The organism is Thalassospiraceae bacterium LMO-JJ14 (assembly GCA_021555105.2).
In the GTDB taxonomy this organism is placed as follows: Bacteria; Pseudomonadota; Alphaproteobacteria; order Rhodospirillales; family Casp-alpha2; genus UBA4479.
Genome location: CP134604.1, coordinates 271,540 through 288,228, shown reverse-complemented (window position 1 = coordinate 288,228; position 16,689 = coordinate 271,540). Strand labels below are relative to the sequence as shown.

18 protein-coding genes and 1 tRNA gene are annotated in these 16,689 nt (G+C 56.9%); 8 read left to right on the top strand and 11 right to left on the bottom strand.

The window, feature by feature from the left end; translation table 11 throughout:
- Positions 1–73 precede the first annotated feature (73 nt).
- Positions 74–907 (top strand): phage minor head protein, encoded by an 834-nt coding sequence (locus L2D14_01340; GenBank protein WNK00085.1) that lies wholly within the window; start codon positions 74–76, stop codon positions 905–907.
- Here L2D14_01340 and L2D14_01335 read toward each other — a convergent pair.
- Positions 901–1,689 (bottom strand): hypothetical protein, encoded by a 789-nt coding sequence (locus L2D14_01335; GenBank protein ID WNK00084.1) that lies wholly within the window; start codon positions 1,687–1,689, stop codon positions 901–903. The genes L2D14_01340 and L2D14_01335 overlap by 7 nt on opposite strands.
- A gap of 66 nt (positions 1,690–1,755) precedes the next feature.
- On the opposite strand from L2D14_01335, the gene L2D14_01330 reads away from it, so the two are divergent.
- Positions 1,756–2,643 (top strand): phage minor head protein, encoded by an 888-nt coding sequence (locus L2D14_01330; protein WNK00083.1) that lies wholly within the window; start codon positions 1,756–1,758, stop codon positions 2,641–2,643.
- Between the two features lie 47 nt (positions 2,644–2,690).
- Here L2D14_01330 and L2D14_01325 read toward each other — a convergent pair whose 3' ends face one another.
- The gene (locus L2D14_01325; GenBank protein ID WNK00082.1) at positions 2,691–3,470 is read right to left on the bottom strand and encodes a hypothetical protein; all 780 of its coding nucleotides are present in this window, start codon (positions 3,468–3,470) and stop codon (positions 2,691–2,693) included.
- A 462-nt stretch (positions 3,471–3,932) separates the two neighbouring features.
- On the bottom strand, positions 3,933–4,823 hold the full coding sequence (locus tag L2D14_01320; protein ID WNK00081.1) for a hypothetical protein: 891 nt from the start codon (positions 4,821–4,823) through the stop codon (positions 3,933–3,935).
- 135 nt (positions 4,824–4,958) lie between these two features.
- On the opposite strand from L2D14_01320, the gene L2D14_01315 reads away from it, so the two are divergent.
- Positions 4,959–5,087, top strand: a tRNA-OTHER gene (locus L2D14_01315).
- A 75-nt stretch (positions 5,088–5,162) separates the two neighbouring features.
- Here L2D14_01315 and L2D14_01310 read toward each other — a convergent pair.
- Together L2D14_01310 and L2D14_01305 are read right to left on the bottom strand one after the other, a co-directional pair.
- On the bottom strand, positions 5,163–6,530 hold the full coding sequence (locus tag L2D14_01310) for a glutamate--cysteine ligase (GenBank protein WNK00080.1): 1,368 nt from the start codon (positions 6,528–6,530) through the stop codon (positions 5,163–5,165).
- A 13-nt stretch (positions 6,531–6,543) separates the two neighbouring features.
- Positions 6,544–7,284 carry a 16S rRNA (uracil(1498)-N(3))-methyltransferase gene (locus L2D14_01305; protein WNK00079.1) on the bottom strand — a complete coding sequence of 247 codons (741 nt, stop codon included), beginning with the start codon at positions 7,282–7,284 and terminating at the stop codon, positions 6,544–6,546.
- A 165-nt stretch (positions 7,285–7,449) separates the two neighbouring features.
- Between L2D14_01305 and ubiA the strand changes: the two genes are divergently transcribed.
- The gene (ubiA, locus tag L2D14_01300) at positions 7,450–8,319 is read left to right on the top strand and encodes a 4-hydroxybenzoate octaprenyltransferase (protein WNK00078.1); all 870 of its coding nucleotides are present in this window, start codon (positions 7,450–7,452) and stop codon (positions 8,317–8,319) included.
- Between the two features lie 9 nt (positions 8,320–8,328).
- Here ubiA and L2D14_01295 read toward each other — a convergent pair whose 3' ends face one another.
- Positions 8,329–9,186: a branched-chain amino acid aminotransferase gene (locus tag L2D14_01295; GenBank protein WNK00077.1), complete on the bottom strand. Its 858-nt coding sequence runs from the start codon at positions 9,184–9,186 to the stop codon at positions 8,329–8,331.
- 120 nt (positions 9,187–9,306) lie between these two features.
- On the opposite strand from L2D14_01295, the gene L2D14_01290 reads away from it, so the two are divergent.
- The gene (locus L2D14_01290) at positions 9,307–9,750 is read left to right on the top strand and encodes a hypothetical protein (GenBank protein WNK00076.1); all 444 of its coding nucleotides are present in this window, start codon (positions 9,307–9,309) and stop codon (positions 9,748–9,750) included.
- Positions 9,747–10,181 (top strand): hypothetical protein, encoded by a 435-nt coding sequence (locus L2D14_01285; GenBank protein ID WNK00075.1) that lies wholly within the window; start codon positions 9,747–9,749, stop codon positions 10,179–10,181. Before L2D14_01290 ends, L2D14_01285 begins: the two co-directional genes overlap by 4 nt.
- Here L2D14_01285 and L2D14_01280 read toward each other — a convergent pair.
- Together L2D14_01280 and L2D14_01275 are read right to left on the bottom strand one after the other, a co-directional pair.
- Positions 10,151–10,630 (bottom strand): DUF6505 family protein, encoded by a 480-nt coding sequence (locus L2D14_01280; protein WNK00074.1) that lies wholly within the window; start codon positions 10,628–10,630, stop codon positions 10,151–10,153. The genes L2D14_01285 and L2D14_01280 overlap by 31 nt on opposite strands.
- Positions 10,627–11,667, bottom strand: a complete 1,041-nt coding sequence (locus L2D14_01275; protein WNK00073.1) for a D-cysteine desulfhydrase family protein — start codon at positions 11,665–11,667, stop codon at positions 10,627–10,629. The genes L2D14_01280 and L2D14_01275 overlap by 4 nt, the downstream gene beginning before the upstream one ends.
- Before the next feature lie 84 nt (positions 11,668–11,751).
- Between L2D14_01275 and L2D14_01270 the strand changes: the two genes are divergently transcribed.
- Positions 11,752–12,684 (top strand): trypsin-like peptidase domain-containing protein, encoded by a 933-nt coding sequence (locus L2D14_01270; protein ID WNK00072.1) that lies wholly within the window; start codon positions 11,752–11,754, stop codon positions 12,682–12,684.
- On the top strand, positions 12,684–13,397 hold the full coding sequence (locus tag L2D14_01265) for a hypothetical protein (GenBank protein WNK00071.1): 714 nt from the start codon (positions 12,684–12,686) through the stop codon (positions 13,395–13,397). Before L2D14_01270 ends, L2D14_01265 begins: the two co-directional genes overlap by 1 nt.
- A 12-nt stretch (positions 13,398–13,409) precedes the next feature.
- Here the strand turns inward: L2D14_01265 and L2D14_01260 are convergent, their stop codons facing one another.
- The 3 genes from L2D14_01260 to L2D14_01250 are packed head-to-tail and all read right to left on the bottom strand — an operon-like array spanning position 13,410 to position 16,601.
- Entirely contained in the window at positions 13,410–14,618 is a 1,209-nt protein-coding gene (locus tag L2D14_01260; GenBank protein WNK00070.1) for a CoA transferase, read from the bottom strand.
- An 18-nt stretch (positions 14,619–14,636) separates the two neighbouring features.
- Positions 14,637–15,422 carry an enoyl-CoA hydratase-related protein gene (locus L2D14_01255; GenBank protein WNK00069.1) on the bottom strand — a complete coding sequence of 262 codons (786 nt, stop codon included), beginning with the start codon at positions 15,420–15,422 and terminating at the stop codon, positions 14,637–14,639.
- Positions 15,423–15,425: 3 nt separating this feature from the next.
- Positions 15,426–16,601: an aminotransferase class V-fold PLP-dependent enzyme gene (locus tag L2D14_01250; GenBank protein ID WNK00068.1), complete on the bottom strand. Its 1,176-nt coding sequence runs from the start codon at positions 16,599–16,601 to the stop codon at positions 15,426–15,428.
- Positions 16,602–16,689: the final 88 nt, after the last annotated feature.

Genomic DNA, 16,689 nt, shown 5'->3' with positions numbered 1-16,689 from the left:
CTCAATACCTAATTGCAACCGAAGCCTCGCCAATTCCGGCGGGGCTTTTTTTATGTCTGAAAGGACCTGATCCATGACCAAACGTTTCTCTCTCAAAGCGCCGCTGGCATCGAATGCGAACGTCGATCTTGATGATGCAATGGAGACCAAGATCGCGCTCAGACGGCTCGGGTATTACAAGACGCCCGGCTACGGCATGACACCTTATCCCGATGACCAATTGTTCGATGCCGTTACCGACCTGCAGCGCGACAAAGGCCTCCGCCGGACGGGCGAGGTGCGTCCCGGCGACGACACTGAGAAAGCGATCCGGGTCGCGTTGGCGGAAAGCGGAAAGAAATCCGGAAAATACATCTGGCGCACGCGGGGCGACAGCAAGGTGCGCTCCGCGCACGCAGAGCGGGACGGAAAGGTCTTCGACTGGGATAACCCGCCCGAGGGCGGTCATCCCGGTGAAGCGCCCAACTGCCGGTGCTTGGCGGAGGATGTGAAAGACAACAAAGCTGCATGTGCGCGGCTTAAGCTTCAACTCGAAGTTGATGGAAATAACCTTGACGCTGCTAAGACGCGTTTCAACATCCAAGATAATCGTGTGAACGAGCAATCCATGAAACTTAAAGCAAACCGGGCGCAGAAGGCGAAGCTCGCGACTGAGGCTCGCGTGTACTATAGCGGTGCTTCAATTGAGTCGCTCTTACGGCGGCGGCTGGACCCGGGTGCGCCGGCCGATCTCGTCAGGATACTGGTTGCGTATGGGGAACTGGAACTGGAATATGCTCGATTGGCCGAAGAGTTCAAACTGATCGAGAAAGACCGCGAATACGCTCTCAAAGACGTCAACGAAGCACTAGCTATATTGCGGAATACTTGGCGAAAGTTTGAATTGCTAGAATGTTCGGATCAATAGCAGGCGGGACCTATCCCGTCATTAATCCATCTTTCGATCCGTTCAAGTTCGCTGTCCAAGTATAGTTGATTACGTGCGCGAAGTCGTTCCAGTTGCTTTTCAAAGCCTGTTGCGCCTTCGTGCGCCGCCTTTCGATAAAGCGCATAGGCTGCGACATCATTGTGCCAATTGGTTGTGCTTTCACATATCTCCGCAAGTTTGAGGATAGCCGGAAGATGATTTTGATTCACAGCCATCGTTAGATAACGTTCTGCCTGCATTCGTTGGAATTGACGCTCTTGGCCTAGAATGGAAAAACGACGATCCAATAGAGCGATGGCGAAGGCGTACTGAGCTTCCGGTTTGCCATCCCGCGCGGCATCATAGAGAATTTTTTTGGCGATTTTCTTGTCGCGCGGAAAACCGCCGGTGCCGCGATAAAGATGCTCGCTCGCCCGGACGATGCCGCTGACAGGCCCGTTCATGAGTTCTTGAACGGCTAGAAGTTCTTCCTCGAAAATCACGGACGCCAACGCGCCCTTGTCCATTGCCGCAGACCAGTCTTCCGAACTCATGAGCCGGTGAACGGGGTTGATTCGTGCGATACGTTGGCGGGTAAATTTCAAATAAAATTCAGGTTGACCGATAAGCCTGTACGCAAGTTTGCGGTACCAATAGCGCGCCTCGTCGAGATCACGGTCTACGCGCACTCCGTATTCATATGCCGCGCCGAGAGAGACGGAGACGTCTTCGCGGGTTGCCGGTATTTCCGATCGAAGGAGTGCATTGATCGGTGTTGTCATGAACCGCATCGGACAGCCAAGAACCAGAATACGGTATGAAAGCGCGACCGTAATCGGGGCGTCTTCATGCCTTTCCTGTTTGGACACAGATTGATTATTAAGGAAGCGTACGAGTTCCGGGCAATCACTCTCTTGCAGATTATTACCTTTAAGCAAGATCGCGACAGGATCGTCCGTATCCTCGGCAAAAGCCGAGGAAGAAAGCAAAAGGCAGAGGATTGCAAGGATGCGAAACATGGGAACACTCTAAATACGAAAACGTTGATCGACCATGTTAGAGATATGGCAGGGCCATGGGATTTTTATAGCAGTCACGCACAAATTATCCCGTGGCATGCTCATGGCTCAAATGAAGCCAAGCAAGCAAGGCGTCCCGGCGACGACACTGAAAAAGCGATCCGGGTCGCATTGGCGGAAAGCGGCAAGAAATCCGGAAAATACATCTGGCGCACGCGGGGCGACAGCAAGGTGCGCTCCGCGCACGCAGAGCGGGACGGCAAGGTCTTCGAGTGGGACAACCCACCCGAAGGTGGTCACCCGGGCGAAGCGCCTAACTGCCGCTGCCGGGCGATGGAGATCAACTGTAATCGTGAAGAGTTGGCGTTGGAGCAAATACGGAAAGCATATTTCCTTGTCGACGGGGAACTCTTTACAGCCCGCGCCAAGGTTCATAATGCTCGGTTGGATGTCGAGAAACACCGTGCGGACAAAGACTTCTATTATCACGTCAATAAAGTTGCCCAGGCTGGCGGTATTCTGACAATGGCGCCACATCCACTGGGTCGTTTCGCAGGATGGATTTTCCAAGCCGGAGAAAGAATATCGTCGAGGGTGCTGCAGGAAATCGAAGCAGACCTAAAGCAAAGTGAAACGGGATTGAGGAAGTTAGAGCAGCAACTTAAAGAGCTACAGTCAAAATGGTTGAATCTCAAAACGGCGTATGAAGATGCGTAAGCTGCTCTTAAGCGTTGTGAATCCGGGAAATGAAAACGTGCTGAGGCCTATGGCGTAACTGCGCCATAGGCCCGTTCGGCTCGGGAGAAGAATTTCTTATCTTGCGCGGAGAGTCTTATCCAAAGTTGCTCAAGTGGTTCTTTTGTAATGTTAGCAATGTCGGCGTTCGCGTTTTTGGCGCGCCTCAGCCAATAATACGCTAGGCCTAAATTTTCTTGCACATGCTCACCGGTTAAGAAGTTTTGAGCAACAAACAGCATGGCCGGGATGTACCCCTCTGCCGCAACAAGCGCAATTCGGTTAATTGTCGTATCATTGGTGATCGAGTCTTGCTCAATAAGATCTTTTAACACCTCAAACTGAGCGGGCGCATATTCCCTTTCCGCAGCCCAATGAAGAAACAGCGAACGTAACAACCGGTCTAACTCCGGTCCGTCCGTTTGATATGTCTTTGCAAGTGCATAAATATCGGCGGGGTCGCCTTTCAGTAGATCCCGGGTTTTGTAGAACTCTGTCATGAATGGCACGCGACTATTGGGATGCCTAACCCAATCGTATCTTTCCGCCTCTATAGCGACGGCGTCTACGCAGGGTGCATATCTGATGGCAAGGTATCGAGGATAGCTCTCATCGAACGAGCCATTTGTGGCGAATTGGCGATTAAAGTCTGAAATACTGATTTCTGCAGCGAACGAAAGGTCACGCTCGCAATCAGCGCCCCACATTGTTGCCAGAACGGGTGTGGGGAATAATGTCATAATACAGAAAATCAGAATGATATGTCGCATGGCATGTTTCTTGAGCATTTGTATCAGTAATACCTGCATGAAAAGCTCTATGTAAGGATTAGTCGTTAAAAATCAGATGCATCGAGCAATCCTGGATGCGTCCCATTCCTGTGTATATGCAAAGGCCATGGGCTTTATATAGCAGCCACACACAAATTATGCCGCGGCATGCTCATGCTAAAATGAAGCCAAACCGAAAAAGCGATCCGGGTCGCATTGGCGGAAAGCGGAAAGAAATCCGGAAAATACATCTGGCGCACGCGGGGCGACAGCAAAGTTCGATCCGAACATGCGGAACGGGACGGAAAAGTCTTCGAGTGGGACAACCCACCCGAAGGTGGTCACCCCGGTGAAGCGTCAAGCTGCCGGTGATGGGGGGAGAGCGCGGTCGAAAAATCCCAAAAAGGATTAAAATTTCTCGAAAGGAAACTGGCAGAATCGCAAACTAAGCTGATGAACCTGCGCAAACAGTACGAAGCGAAATGTGGCGAAAAGATATAATCAGTGAGTGTTCTTCTCTATGAATTTCGTTGCCTCTTCTTGTGCTAGTTTAATGTTAAGGGCATCTAGCTGAGCTTCAGCTTTGGCGATCAATGCATCGACATCCTGCCCGCCTGCTTTCGCACAAAGGAACCAAACCAATGCTTTGTATGGCCAATGCATAACGCCGTTTCCGGTGAGATATAGCTTCCCAATTTCCGCCTGCGCTTTCGAAGAATTGAACTCGGCGGCAATTCGAATGTGAACAACGTATCCGCTCGGGTTCCCTCTATCACGTTGCAATTCAGCGTATTCAAAATGCGCGCGAGGGTCATTTAATTCGACGGCTTGAAACAACCAGGTTCTCGCACGAGACGGATCGGCTTTAACACCATTGCCGGACGAAAGGTCGTGGTAGTTGCGCAATAACACATCAGCCTCGCTGTTATAGTCTTGGGTAGCCTGTTTCATTACTTCAAGAAACAGGTCGGGCAATGGTTCACCGTAGAAAAACGTATCGACCATGCCCGTCCACTCGTTGACGTTCTCGTCAGGGTGCGCCAATGCGTAACTTCGGAACCAGTACTTTGCTTTTTCTGCGTTTCGCTCGACGCCGGTTCCGTTCAGGTAAGAATATCCTACGCGGATCATGGCCAAACCATCGCCTCGTTCAGCGCTTTCCTTGTAAAATGGGAATGCGCGGGCGTCGTCTTCTGCACCACAGTCACCACTGTCATAGGCATGGGCGGCGTAGAATAATTGTTCGCGGGTCATGTCACTCGGGTCATTCGAATATGTTGCGACCACGGCACAGGGGACCCCGTCGATGGTTTTCCGCTCGTTCGAACTTGTGGCGAGCGGTGACCACATCAACGCGGCGAAGCCAACGAGCGCTATAAAAATCAGATGCATCGCGTAATCCTGCTTGCGTCCCATTCCTGAGTATATGCAAAGGCTATGGGATTTTTATAGCCGCCACGCACAAATTATCCCGTGGCACACTCATGGCACAAATGAAGCGGAAAAAGCAGGTTAACGGGCGATAGAGCAGGATAGACGTGAAGTCGCAGGCCTAACCTCACCCTTGTCTTCCGTGTTCCTCCCGTCTCGCCGCTAGCCCGTTCATCAAAATTCCTGATCCTGGGGCCGCAGGTTCGAATCCTGCCGGGTGCACCATTTTCAATGTGCGCCCTTTTATGGATGTGAGGTTCTGCCTGGTCCGAACCGGGCACGCCAATACGCCTTGCCGGCTCAGTAAGCGTACTCGGTGAACACCGGGTCGACGTTGCCGTTCCACAGCCTCTCATAGGCAGCAACCAGCTCATCGGCAGGCGTCAGGCCGCTTTCGGCGGTCTGGAAGATCGGCTGCAGGAAGTGGCTTTCATCCATGCCAACACTATCCAGCCGCTTACGGTTCTTCAGCCCGCGATGGGAAATGCACAAGGCTTCGCAGGCGATGTCACGCACCGTCTTGTCGCGAAACGGTGTCTTCAGCGCGGTCTTGGGTACTTCGTCGCGCAGTGTCTGGCGTTCTTCAGCGGTCCAGTCCTTTACCAGATCCCACGCCGCTGCACGGGCCTCGTTGTCATAGAGCAGACCGACCCAGAATGCCGACAGGGCGCACAGCCGGTTCCAGGGGCCGCCGTCGGCGCCGCGCATTTCGAGGAACGTTTTCAGCCGCACTTCGGGGAAAATCGTCGACAGATGATCGACCCAGTCGGACAGAACAGGCTTGTGACCGGGATAGGCGGGTAGCTTGCCTTCCATGAAATCACGGAACGATTGCCCGGAGGCATCGATATAGTTGCCGTCGCGATAGACAAAGTACATCGGCACATCGAGTGCGTAATCGACATAGCGCTCGAAGCCCATGCCGTCTTCGAACACGAACGGCAGCATGCCGCTGCGGTCCGGGTCGACGTCGGTCCAGATTTGACTTCTGAACGACAGATAGTCGCTCGGCTTGCCGTTTCGGAACGGCGAATTGGCCCACAGCGCGGTGGCGATCGGCTGCAGGGCGAGGGAGATACGGAACATTTCCACCATCGATTGCTCGGAGCAGAAATCCAGGTTCACCTGCACGGTGCAAGTCGACTTCATCATCTCGAGGCCGAGGCTGCCTTTCTTCGGCATGTACTCGCGCATGATCTTGTAGCGGCCCTTGGGCATCCACGGAATATCGTCGACCGGCCATTTGGGCCTGTAGCCGAGACCGACGAAGCCGATACCCATTTCCTTGGCGATCGCCTTAACCTGTTGCAGGTGGCTCGATACTTCATCGCAGGTCTGGTGAATGTTTTCCACCGCGGCGCCGGAAAGCTCAACCTGACCGGCAGGTTCCAGCGAGACGGAGCCGCCGTCCTTGGATGACAGGGCGATCACGTTTTCGCCTTCATAGACCGGTTCCCAGCCGAAGCGGGTCAGGCGCATCAGCAGTTCACGGATTCCCTGATCGCCGTCATAGGTCAAAGGCTTCAGGTCCGACAGCCGAAACGCAAATTTTTCATGTTCGGTGCCGATACGCCATTGCTCGGGCGGTTTGCAGCCGCTCTCCATATACCGGACCAGCACATCCTTGCTGTCGATGGGGGTGTCGTTTTTCGCTGAAGCGCCGGACATGGGTCTCTCCGATCTAGGAAGTGGAATCTGAAATGTCGGCAACGGACTGGCGAATTGCCAGGGCTGCCGTTGCCGCCGTTTCGGCCCGTAATATTCTGGGACCCAAATCGGCGGCGACAGAAAAGGTCAGTTTGCCGAGTGCGTCAAGCTCCTCGGCGGCAAAGCCTCCTTCCGGCCCGATCAGGAAAGCCAGGCCGTTCGGTTTACCTGCCAGAATATTGGCCAGCGGCTGTCCGTGGCCGGTCTCGTCAAGATAGATCAGCGGCCGGTCATGCGGCCAGGCGGCAAGGATGCTGTCGAGCGATCCGGGTTCCGAAACCACCGGGACGGATAGCCGTCTCGATTGTTCAGCCGCTTCCGTCGCGGTTGCCTGCAGGCGCTCCGTGTTCAGTCTCGACGCCTGGGTAAATTTTGTCATGACCGGCTGTATGCGCGAGGCGCCAAGCTCGGTCGCCTTTTCGACGAGGAAATCCGTGCGGTCTTTTTTAAGCGGCGCAAACAGCAGCCAGACATCGGGCTCTTCGACCTGTGGACGGGTTTGGTTGAGAACGCTCACGCCGGCGGACTTCTTGTCCGGTGCGGAAAGCTCAGCCGCCCACTCGCCGTCGGTGCCGTTGAAAAGCAACAACGCGGTGCCGGCCCCCTTGCGCATCACATTCACCAGATAATGGCTTTGCGCACGGGAAAGCTGCAGCGCTGCATCGTTCTGCAGCGGCATGTCGACAAACAGACGGATGGATGGTGTCGCGGCCATATGTTTCTCCCCACGCGGATTATCGTTCGCCCGATGAGTGGCGTAAACAACAGGAACTGTGCTGATGGGGACTTTCACCTTGCCCCCAGGTTCAGCTATAAACGCCGAATGTCTTATCGGGGAACATCCACCCACCACGCAAGCGACATTCGGCAGGATGCTTGGATGATCCGCCTGTCGCCCGGGTTCGCGAAACCGTATATGCGGCTGATGCGTGCCGACCGTCCTATCGGCACCTGGCTCCTGCTTTTGCCGTGCCTGTGGTCTGTGACCATCGCGAGCCATGCCGTTCTTGGCGCCGATCCGTCTCCATGGTTCATATTGCTGTTTGCCGTCGGCGCTTTCGTCATGCGCAGTGCCGGTTGTGTCGTGAACGATCTGTGGGACAGGGACATCGATGCAAAAGTCGCCCGCACAGCCGACCGGCCGATCGCGTCCGGAGAAATTCCGCTCAGGGCCGCTTTTATGTTTCTCGCCGGGTTGTTGCTGAGCGGGCTTCTCGTGCTGGTGCAGTTCAATACGGCGACGATCATGCTGGGGGTTGCCTCGCTCGGCCTTGTTGTCGTGTATCCGTTGATGAAACGTATCACCTACTGGCCGCAGGCGTTTCTCGGCTTGACGTTCAATTGGGGGGCCTTGCTTGCCTGGTGTGCCGTGCAAGGCGCCGTCGGTTGGCCGGCGGTCATATTGTACGCGGCAGGCTTCTTCTGGACGCTGGGCTATGACACGGTCTACGGCCATCAGGACAAGGCGGACGACATTCTTGTCGGCGTGAAATCGTCCTCCATCAAGCTGGGCCGCAACACCCGCCCGGTCGTCAGTATTTTTTATACAATCGCCGTCGTCCTGCTGTCTGCTGCCGGAGTTTCTGCCGGTATGGGATGGTTTTATTTTCTGATGCTTGCGCTCGCCGCCCTGCAGCTCACCTGGCAGGTGGCGACGCTGGACATCGACGACCCGGTGAACTGCCTGGCGCGCTTCAAATCGAACCGTGATGTGGGGTTGATAATTTTTCTCGGGACACTGCTCGGTTGATGGCGGCGGCTATGCCGTTTTTGCAAACTCGAAATACAGCTCCCGCGCACGCGTCGCCACCGGACCCGGCTGCAGTTCCCGGTCCTCGATTTTCGTGCACGGTTTGACCTTGGCGTAGTTGCCTGTGGCGAACAGCTCGTCGGCTGCAAGGACCTCATTAAAGTCGATGGCTCGCTCGACAACCTGATGCCCGTCGTCACGCAACAATTGAATGATGCGCTGGCGCGTTATGCCGTTCAGAAACGTGCCGTTGATCTCGGGCGTGGCGACGACACCATCCGAGACCATGAACAGATTGGCGTAGGAAAATTCCGCGACGTTCCCGTTCGGGTCCAGCACCACACCGAGATCGAAGCCTTTCTGCTGCGCTTCGCCAACGCTGCGCGCCACATTAGGGTACAGGCATGAAGCCTTGGCTTCCGTCGGCGCCATATCGCGGGCCGGCCGGCGAAAGCTGCTGAGGCATGCGCTGAAACCTTCGAAAGGCGGCATCGCGGCCTCACGCACGACCATTGTAAACTGTGTGCTGTCAGGGTCGGGCAACACCACGGCACCTTCCTCGGCATAAAAGATGGGGCAGATATACAGATCCGCATCCTTGTCGAATTTGCGGATCCCCTCCCAGGCGAGGGTTTCGATTTCCGTCTGCGTCAACGTCGGGGCAAGGCCCAGAATGCGGGCCGAATTCATCAGCCGTTCGACGTGCCGGTCGAGGTCCGGGGCACGGCCCGACATATAGCGCGCACCGTCAAAGACGGTCGATGCCAGCCAGAATGCCTGATGGCGGGGGGCAAGCACGGCCTTGTCGCCCTCGAACCACTCACCGTCAGCATAGGTCCAGACTTTACCCGTTTGGTTGTGTGCCATGGCGCATCCTCCGAGCACCTTTTTTATACCCTCAAGCGCAAGAGTCAAAAGAAGCAGCCGGATTTAAAATCTCGTTAAAATAGAAATTAAGTAAACGCATATATAAAAAGGATGTCCGACATGGGCATCCCGTCGTGCTTGGGTTTGATTAACAAAACAGCAAACGATTGCTTATCTGAAAGGAAGTCAAAAATGCTGCGTAACCAAAAAGTACTCACTCGTAGGGATGTCCCTTTAAAGCCGGTCCTTAAATTTTTTGCTGCCGAAGAGGCATGGTTCTGGTTCATGCGCAGTGAAAAGGCTCGTGCGGAAAGGGCAAAGGCCGAACAGCGCGAGCCGATCAACGAGCGGCCCTGTCTGCCGGATGATATCTACAGCATCGTCTCCAGGTTATATCGCAACGGCGTGTTGTTCGATCTGCATCTGGAAGTTATGGGAGAATATGGATTTCTGGATCGATATCCTTATACCGACGATGATGAGGAGGCGGTGGATTGGGTCATCTGGGTCGATGCGTTCGATACGCTGGAGCCTTACCTGATTGCCAAGGGGATCGTAGAATGAGCGCCCCGGCAGGCATGCGCCCGCGCGGTCAATCCCTGGCGGTCGTGATCTTCGGTCCTTCCACGCTGAAATATCTGCAGGTCCTGAAGCCGGGATATCAGCATTGCCTGGTCGCGACACAGGGTGGCGGGCAATGGCACCTGCTCGACCCCTTGTCCAATGGCACCGAAATCACCCTGCTGGGCGAATTGACGCCCTCGGAACTCATCGCATCCTTTAATAGCAAAGGCCTGGACGCGATTGCCGTGCAGCGCATGGCGCCGGTGTTGCGGGAAATGCCGATTGCGCCTTATACCTGCGTTGAGGCCGTGAAACGGACACTTGGAATCCGCGCACGTCACATTCTGACGCCATGGCAATTAAGGTGTTATCTCGGGAGGTTTCGGCGCGAGAACCCGGCTCAGCTCTCTTCGGAAATCGACCATATCTGAGCATGCCCGCCTTCGTCGTCCGGGCGCGGCATGACGCGTATTTTCTCTGCGATACCGTCTTCGGTCATGTCGCGTTCGATGGCCAGCAGAGTGCCGGCAGGCTGATCGCAAAGAGATGCAGAATAGGCGATTTCGCTTTTTGCCGCAGTCAGCGCCATCAACATATCCGGGGCGCCGTATGTCTCGAAAAGATGCGACGCCAGTGCGCGGGCGGCAGCTTCGTCCTCTCCTTCGGGGACAACCGAAACCTGCACAAGGGTCGAGAAGCCGAAGCTGGAGAGGCCGAGCCAGCCAGATTTGAACGCGAGCTGGGACTTGTTGTCCATCTCGGCGGGTTGACAATCGACGAAGGCGAAAGTCCCGGTAACCGCCCACTCGCCGGGTTCCGCCGCGATCTGGAAAACATGCGTGTCGGAAGGATCAAGGCGTATGGTGCGGGGCAGTTTCATGAAGCCCGCGCTGTTTGCCAAAGATGCGCATAGGCGAAAATGCCGGGCGTGCCGCCGGTATGAATGAATACTGACGCGCTGTCCGGAGACAACTGCCCATCTTGCAACAGGCTCAGGAACCCATCGAATGCCTTGCCGCTGTAGACAGGATCCAGTAAGAGCGTTTCTTCGCGTGCACCGCGCTCAATGGCGGCCATCGTACCCGGTGTCGGTTTGCCGTATCCTTCGCCCAGAAAGGCGTCGGTGGTGATGATGTCTGCCTCTGAAACCAGGTCCGGTTTACCGAGCATGCGGCCCAGATCGCAGCTTCGCTTAAGGACGCGGGTATGTTGAAGATCGGCCGTACGGCGAACGCAGATGCCGTGAACTTTCGCGGCCGATCCGTAGTGGCGAAGCCCGGTGATAACGCCGGCATGCGATGCGGCGCTGCCGCTGGCGACAACGACCGCGCCGAGCGTCAGTCCAAGTGCATCGATTTGTTCGAGGATTTCGCGTGCGCAATCGACATACCCGAGCGCGCCCAGCGGCGGGTGATCCGCGCCTAAATGAATAACGTAAGGCTTGCCGCCCCGCGCGCGGACGTCATCGGCGATTTTTTCCAGGTTGTTATCTGCCGCGCTCTCGTCTTCACCGACGGGAAAGCGGTGAATGGGAATGCCGAGAATGCGATCGAGGAGCAAATTACCGGTCTGTTCCTGTCCTGGCGGCATGCCTTGCACCCGATCCTCGAGCTGGATTTCGCAATTGAGATTCAGCTTCCGAGCCGCCGCCGCGCATTGGCGGACGAAATTGGACTGAACAGCGCCGGTGATCAGCACCGTATCGGCACCCTTGGCGAGCGCTTCGCCGAAGTAATACTCAAGCTGGCGGGCCTTGTTGCCGCCCATGGCAAGCCCGGTTGCATCGTCACGTTTGACAAAAAGCCGGGGATGTCCGGATTGGCGCGCGATATTATCAAGTGCGAGTAATGGCGTCGGCGCAAACGCGAGCTCTGCCCGCGCGAACGCGTTTACAGGATCATCGGTTAATCGTGACATTCGTGTTCTCCCCGGTTTCAGTTTACTGACCTGTGCCGACGCGTCATCCTGTTTCTTATGAAGGCACTTGGGAAAGTCCTGCTGATGATTGCGGTTGGCGTGCTGATGACAGCACCCCTGCCGGCTTTTGCGTTGGACCCGGCGGTCCTGCAGTCCGTTGTCCGGGTTAAACCGGACTGGCCCTTGGTTGCAAGAGGGCGTGATGCCGCCAACGCACCGCGCGACCCGCAAGGCACCGGCGTTGCCGTGCTGCCGGGGGGCTATGTCGCCACTAACGTTCACGTTCTCGGTCAGGCGGAAAATGTCGACGTTTTGCTTGAGGATGGCAGGGCACTGAAAGCCGAGATCATCGGCCGCGATACAATGACCGATATTGCCTTGTTGAAAATCCCGGTTGAAATTCCGGTCCTTGAGATGGCCCCGCAACCGCAATTGGCCGCACCTGTGTGCGCTATCGGCAATCAGTTCGGTCTTGGTCTTTCGGTGACCTGCGGAGTCGTGTCCGCTGTGCATCGCTCGGGCGTGGGCTTCAACCCTGTCGAGGACTTCATTCAAACGGATGCAGCGGTGAACCCCGGCGGGTCAGGCGGCGCGCTGATCGACGCCAAGGCCCGTCTCGTCGGCATGGTGTCGGCGATTTTCACCAAACAGAGTGACGCTGATATCGGCGTCAATTTCGCCACTTCCGTACCTTTACTGATGCGCGTCGTGACGGATCTGAAAGCACATGGCCGTGTGGTTCGTGGCGTTGCGGGTTTCAGGGCAGGGCCATTGCCCCAGGCTAAGGCCGCAGTTGAAAGCGGAGCGTTGATCGAGAGCGTTGCCATTGACGGCCCGGCGTTCAAGGCGGGCCTGGATGCCGGGGATGTGGTGACGCATATCGACGGCAAAGCGATCGCCACAATGCATATGCTCGAGTTGACGATGTTTATGAAGCGGCCGGGGGATACGCTCACACTCAGGGTACGCAGGGGAAGCGGGTTGCGAGAAATAAAGTTACCGCTCACGGCATCGTAATGCGCACGCTCTGCCCTGCGGACATTCCGCTCATTTCAGCGCTGCCAAAAGCAACGCTCGAAGAGATGCGGGCCGCCGGTCGACGTGTCCTGGCATCCGAGCATGAACTGACCGAAGCCGGCAGCAATGTTGTGAGTGAAATATTGCGCCCCACAAAGTCGTTCTACGAGTGGGATCATTATCCGGATGGCGATGTTTACTGCACCAACAGCCATGCGCAGTATTACTATCACGCGCACCCGCCCACCGAACGCGGCAATGCGTGGGGCGACGAGCATGGTCATTTTCATACTTTTTTGCGCCCTTACGGTTTCCCGGAAAATATCGAAGGTACTTCTGGCGATGATGCACCGGCGCATCTTGTCGCGGTTTCGATGGATTACAACGCCCGGGCAACACGGCTGTTCACCACGAACCGCTGGGTTACCGGCGAGGCCTGGTTCGACGCATCTGTCGTGTGCCAGCTATTGCCGCATTTTCATATCGGCCACGATGCGCCGTCGGAGACCGTGAACGAATGGATCAGCCATCTGCTGGTGCTTTATCGTCCGACCATCGAGGCCTTGCTGCATGCCCGGGACGATATCCTGAAATCCCATCAGCCTTCAGACGCCGGCACGCACGTGCATGATGACCGTTCGCTTGAAGTCGTATCGATTGTTGATATCGATGTGCGCTCACAGCTCGACGCCGTCGAAGCGGCGCTGGCCTGACGGATCGACCGCCTAGGAAACGCTGACGGCGCCCTCTTCGGCAAATGCCGCCACGTCGTCGCCGGTAAAACCGTATTCCTTGAGAATTTCTTCGGTGTGCTGTCCGAAAACGGGTGCGGCGCTGGCGACCTTGCCCGGTGTTTCGGAAAGCTTGATCGGCAGGCCGAGGGTGCGTACCGGTCCCAGCCGTGCATGCTCGACCGTCGGGATCATGTCGCGGGCCTGGGCGTGCGGGTCTTCGAACATTTCACAGACGTCCATCACCGGCCCGGCCGGGACACCGGCGGCTTCCAGTCTGGACAGCCACTCGGATTTACTGCGGCTCTTGAATACGGGGGTCAGAACCGCTTCGAGTTCTTTCAGATGTGACATACGATCGGAATTTGTCGCAAAGCGCGGATCGGCGGCGATCTCCGGCACTTCCATCACATCCAGCAAGCGTTCCCAGTTGCGCTGGTTGGCGGCGCCGATGGTGATCCATCCGTCCTTGGTTTCGAATGCCTGATATGGTCCATTCAATGGATGCGCCGATCCCATCGGGCCGGGGGCAATGCCGGTTGCAAGCGCAATCGCGCTTTGCCAATAGGTTTGCACGATGCCGGCTTCGAACAGCGAGGTGTCGACGACCTGACCTTCACCGGTTTTGAGCTTGTGAACATAGGCAGAGACAACGCCGAGCGCGGCCAGGATGCCGGCCGTGATGTCCGTGACCGGTGCGCCGACCTTGCACGGCGGCCGCCCCGGGCCTTCGCCGGTGAACGACATCAACCCGCTCATGCCTTGGGCAATCAGGTCGAAACCGCCGCGTTCCGCATACGGGCCCGAGCGCCCGAAGCCGGAAATGGCACAATAGATCAGACCCGGATTGACCTTCTTCAGGTCTTCATACCCGAACCCCAGTTTTTGCATAGTGTCATGACGGTAATTCTCCGTGACTACATCCGCATCGGCTAAAAGCTTGCGCAGCACGTTCTTGCCGTTTTCGGTCTTGAGGTCGAGGGCGATGCCGCGCTTATTGCGGTTCATCATCATGTAGGCCGCGGACTCGCCGTCTATGTCGGGCGGCAGAAAACGCCGGGAATCGTCGCCGCCTGGTATCTTTTCGACCTTGATGACGTCTGCGCCAAGATCGGCGAGCATCAGCCCGCATACGGGTCCGGCCATGATGTGCGCCAGTTCGATTACTTTCATGCCGGCGAGCGGGCCGAACGGTTTTGTCATCGGTGTTTCCTCTTCGTCTCAGCGCCCATTGAATTTCGGCGTCTTTTTTTCCAGAAAGGCTTTGTAGCCGGTTTGAAAATCCTCGGTGTCGTAGCAGGCGAAACCTTCGGCGATTTCATCGTCGCTCAGGGGTGTAGGATCTTCAAGGCGCTGCAGGAATTTCCGATGCCAGCGGTGCACCAACGGTGCGCCGGCGGCGATGCGAGCGGCTGCGGCCATTGCTTCATCCATGACGCCGTCATCGGGCATGACGCGCGAGACGACACCTAGGCGAAGCGCCTCTTCGGCGTCGAAGATGCGGCCCTCGAGCAGGATTTCCAGTGCCGGTCCGGCGCCGACCAGAGATTTCAAAGCGCCGATTTCGTGATAGCCCATGACAAGACCGAGCTTCGAGATCGGCGCGCCGAAGCGTGCGCTTTCGCCGCAGATGCGGACATCGCAAAGGCCGGCGATTTCCATGCCGCCGCCGACGCAGATGCCGCGAATGGCGGCGACCGTCGGATGTGGGCAGGCGCGCATGGCATCGATGTTCTTTGCCATCAATGCACCGTAAGCGGCGGCCTGTTCCGAGTTCGAACGATCGGTCTCAAACTCGGAAATATCGTTGCCGGGACTGAACGCCTTGCCGCCGGCACCGCTCAGCACGATGCACCGAACGGTGTCGTCCTTGGCAAGCGCGGTGAAGGTATCGCCAAGTGCGCCCCACATGGTCTTGGTCAGGGCATTGAGTTTTTCCGGGCGGTTGAGCGTGATCGTGACGATATCGGCGTCGTCACGGCTAACCAGAATATGATCATCGCTCATGGGTCAGTCCGCGGTCTCGGCGAGGAAATCCATGGCCGCCTGACAGCCGCCCTTCTTGATCGGCACACCGGCAAGCGCGAGGCCCATCTCGACGCCGCTGAGCGTCCCCATCAACGTCAGATCGTTGAAGTGGCCCAGATGTCCGATACGGAAGACCTTGCCTTTGACCTTGCCGAGACCGGTGCCGAGCGACATGTCGAACTTGTCAAGGATCAGCGCGCGGACCGCATCGGCATCATGGCCGTCGGGCAGAAGGACGCCTGTCAGCACCGGGGAATGTTCCTCCTCCACCTGACACAGGGTTTCAAGGCCCCAGGCCTCGACGGCGATGCGGCAGGCCTTGGCATGGCGCTGGTGGCGGGTGAATACGTGCTCCAGGCCTTCCTCGTCGAGCAGCATTTTGAGCGCCTCTTCGAGGCCGTACAAAATGTTTGTTGCCGGCGTGTAGGGGAAGAAGCCGCTGGCGTTGTTGCCGAGCATCGGGCCCCAGTCCCAGTAGGATTTCTTGAAGCCGCTGTTCTCGTGGGCATCGAGCGCCTTGCGCGACACACAGTTGAAGCTGATCCCCGGCGGCAGCATCAGGCCTTTCTGCGAGCCGGAAATCGTCACGTCGACACCCCATTCATCATGGCGATAATCGGCGGAGGCCAGCCCGGAAATGGTGTCGACCATGAACAGTGCCGGATGCCCGGTCGCGTCGATGGCCTTACGCACTTCGCCGATCCTGGACGTGACGCCGGTCGACGTTTCGTTGTGGACACAGCAGACCGCCTTGATTTCGTGATCGGTGTCTTCCTTCAGTCGCGCCGCAACTTTCTCCGGATCGACGCCGTGACGCCAGTCGCCGGCAATGAATTCCGGCTCGAGACCAATGCGCGTCGCCAGTTCGTGCCACAGTGTCGCGAACTGCCCTGTTTCATACATCAGAACCTTGTCGCCGGGGCTGAGCACGTTGACCAGCGCCGCTTCCCATGCGCCGGTGCCCGACGCCGGGAAGACGATGACCGGGCTTTCGGTCTTGAACACGCCCTTCAGTTTTTCCAGGACGCGCACGCCCATCTCGCCGAATTCTGGGCCTCGATGATCGATCACCGGCATGTCCATGGCCCTGAGAATGCGGTCGGGGACCGGGCTCGGGCCCGGAATCTGCAAGAAATGTCGTCCGCTTTTATAAGCCATGATGGTCCTCCGTCGGCGGCAGAATAGTCCGTGAGTTTTTGATTGTGCCGATAATGAATACAATTTAATCGGCACGCAAGCCCTAATT

Coding starts and splice junctions, on each gene's coding strand:
- L2D14_01340 (WNK00085.1), top strand. CDS start 74: ATGACCAAACGTTTCTCTCTCAAAGCGCCGCTGGCATCGAATGCGAAC.
- L2D14_01335 (WNK00084.1), bottom strand. CDS start 1,689: ATGACAACACCGATCAATGCACTCCTTCGATCGGAAATACCGGCAACC.
- L2D14_01330 (WNK00083.1), top strand. CDS start 1,756: ATGCCTTTCCTGTTTGGACACAGATTGATTATTAAGGAAGCGTACGAG.
- L2D14_01325 (WNK00082.1), bottom strand. CDS start 3,470: ATGCAGGTATTACTGATACAAATGCTCAAGAAACATGCCATGCGACAT.
- L2D14_01320 (WNK00081.1), bottom strand. CDS start 4,823: ATGCATCTGATTTTTATAGCGCTCGTTGGCTTCGCCGCGTTGATGTGG.
- L2D14_01310 (WNK00080.1), bottom strand. CDS start 6,530: ATGTCCGGCGCTTCAGCGAAAAACGACACCCCCATCGACAGCAAGGAT.
- L2D14_01305 (WNK00079.1), bottom strand. CDS start 7,284: ATGGCCGCGACACCATCCATCCGTCTGTTTGTCGACATGCCGCTGCAG.
- ubiA (WNK00078.1), top strand. CDS start 7,450: ATGATCCGCCTGTCGCCCGGGTTCGCGAAACCGTATATGCGGCTGATG.
- L2D14_01295 (WNK00077.1), bottom strand. CDS start 9,186: ATGGCACACAACCAAACGGGTAAAGTCTGGACCTATGCTGACGGTGAG.
- L2D14_01290 (WNK00076.1), top strand. CDS start 9,307: ATGGGCATCCCGTCGTGCTTGGGTTTGATTAACAAAACAGCAAACGAT.
- L2D14_01285 (WNK00075.1), top strand. CDS start 9,747: ATGAGCGCCCCGGCAGGCATGCGCCCGCGCGGTCAATCCCTGGCGGTC.
- L2D14_01280 (WNK00074.1), bottom strand. CDS start 10,630: ATGAAACTGCCCCGCACCATACGCCTTGATCCTTCCGACACGCATGTT.
- L2D14_01275 (WNK00073.1), bottom strand. CDS start 11,667: ATGTCACGATTAACCGATGATCCTGTAAACGCGTTCGCGCGGGCAGAG.
- L2D14_01270 (WNK00072.1), top strand. CDS start 11,752: ATGATTGCGGTTGGCGTGCTGATGACAGCACCCCTGCCGGCTTTTGCG.
- L2D14_01265 (WNK00071.1), top strand. CDS start 12,684: ATGCGCACGCTCTGCCCTGCGGACATTCCGCTCATTTCAGCGCTGCCA.
- L2D14_01260 (WNK00070.1), bottom strand. CDS start 14,618: ATGACAAAACCGTTCGGCCCGCTCGCCGGCATGAAAGTAATCGAACTG.
- L2D14_01255 (WNK00069.1), bottom strand. CDS start 15,422: ATGAGCGATGATCATATTCTGGTTAGCCGTGACGACGCCGATATCGTC.
- L2D14_01250 (WNK00068.1), bottom strand. CDS start 16,601: ATGGCTTATAAAAGCGGACGACATTTCTTGCAGATTCCGGGCCCGAGC.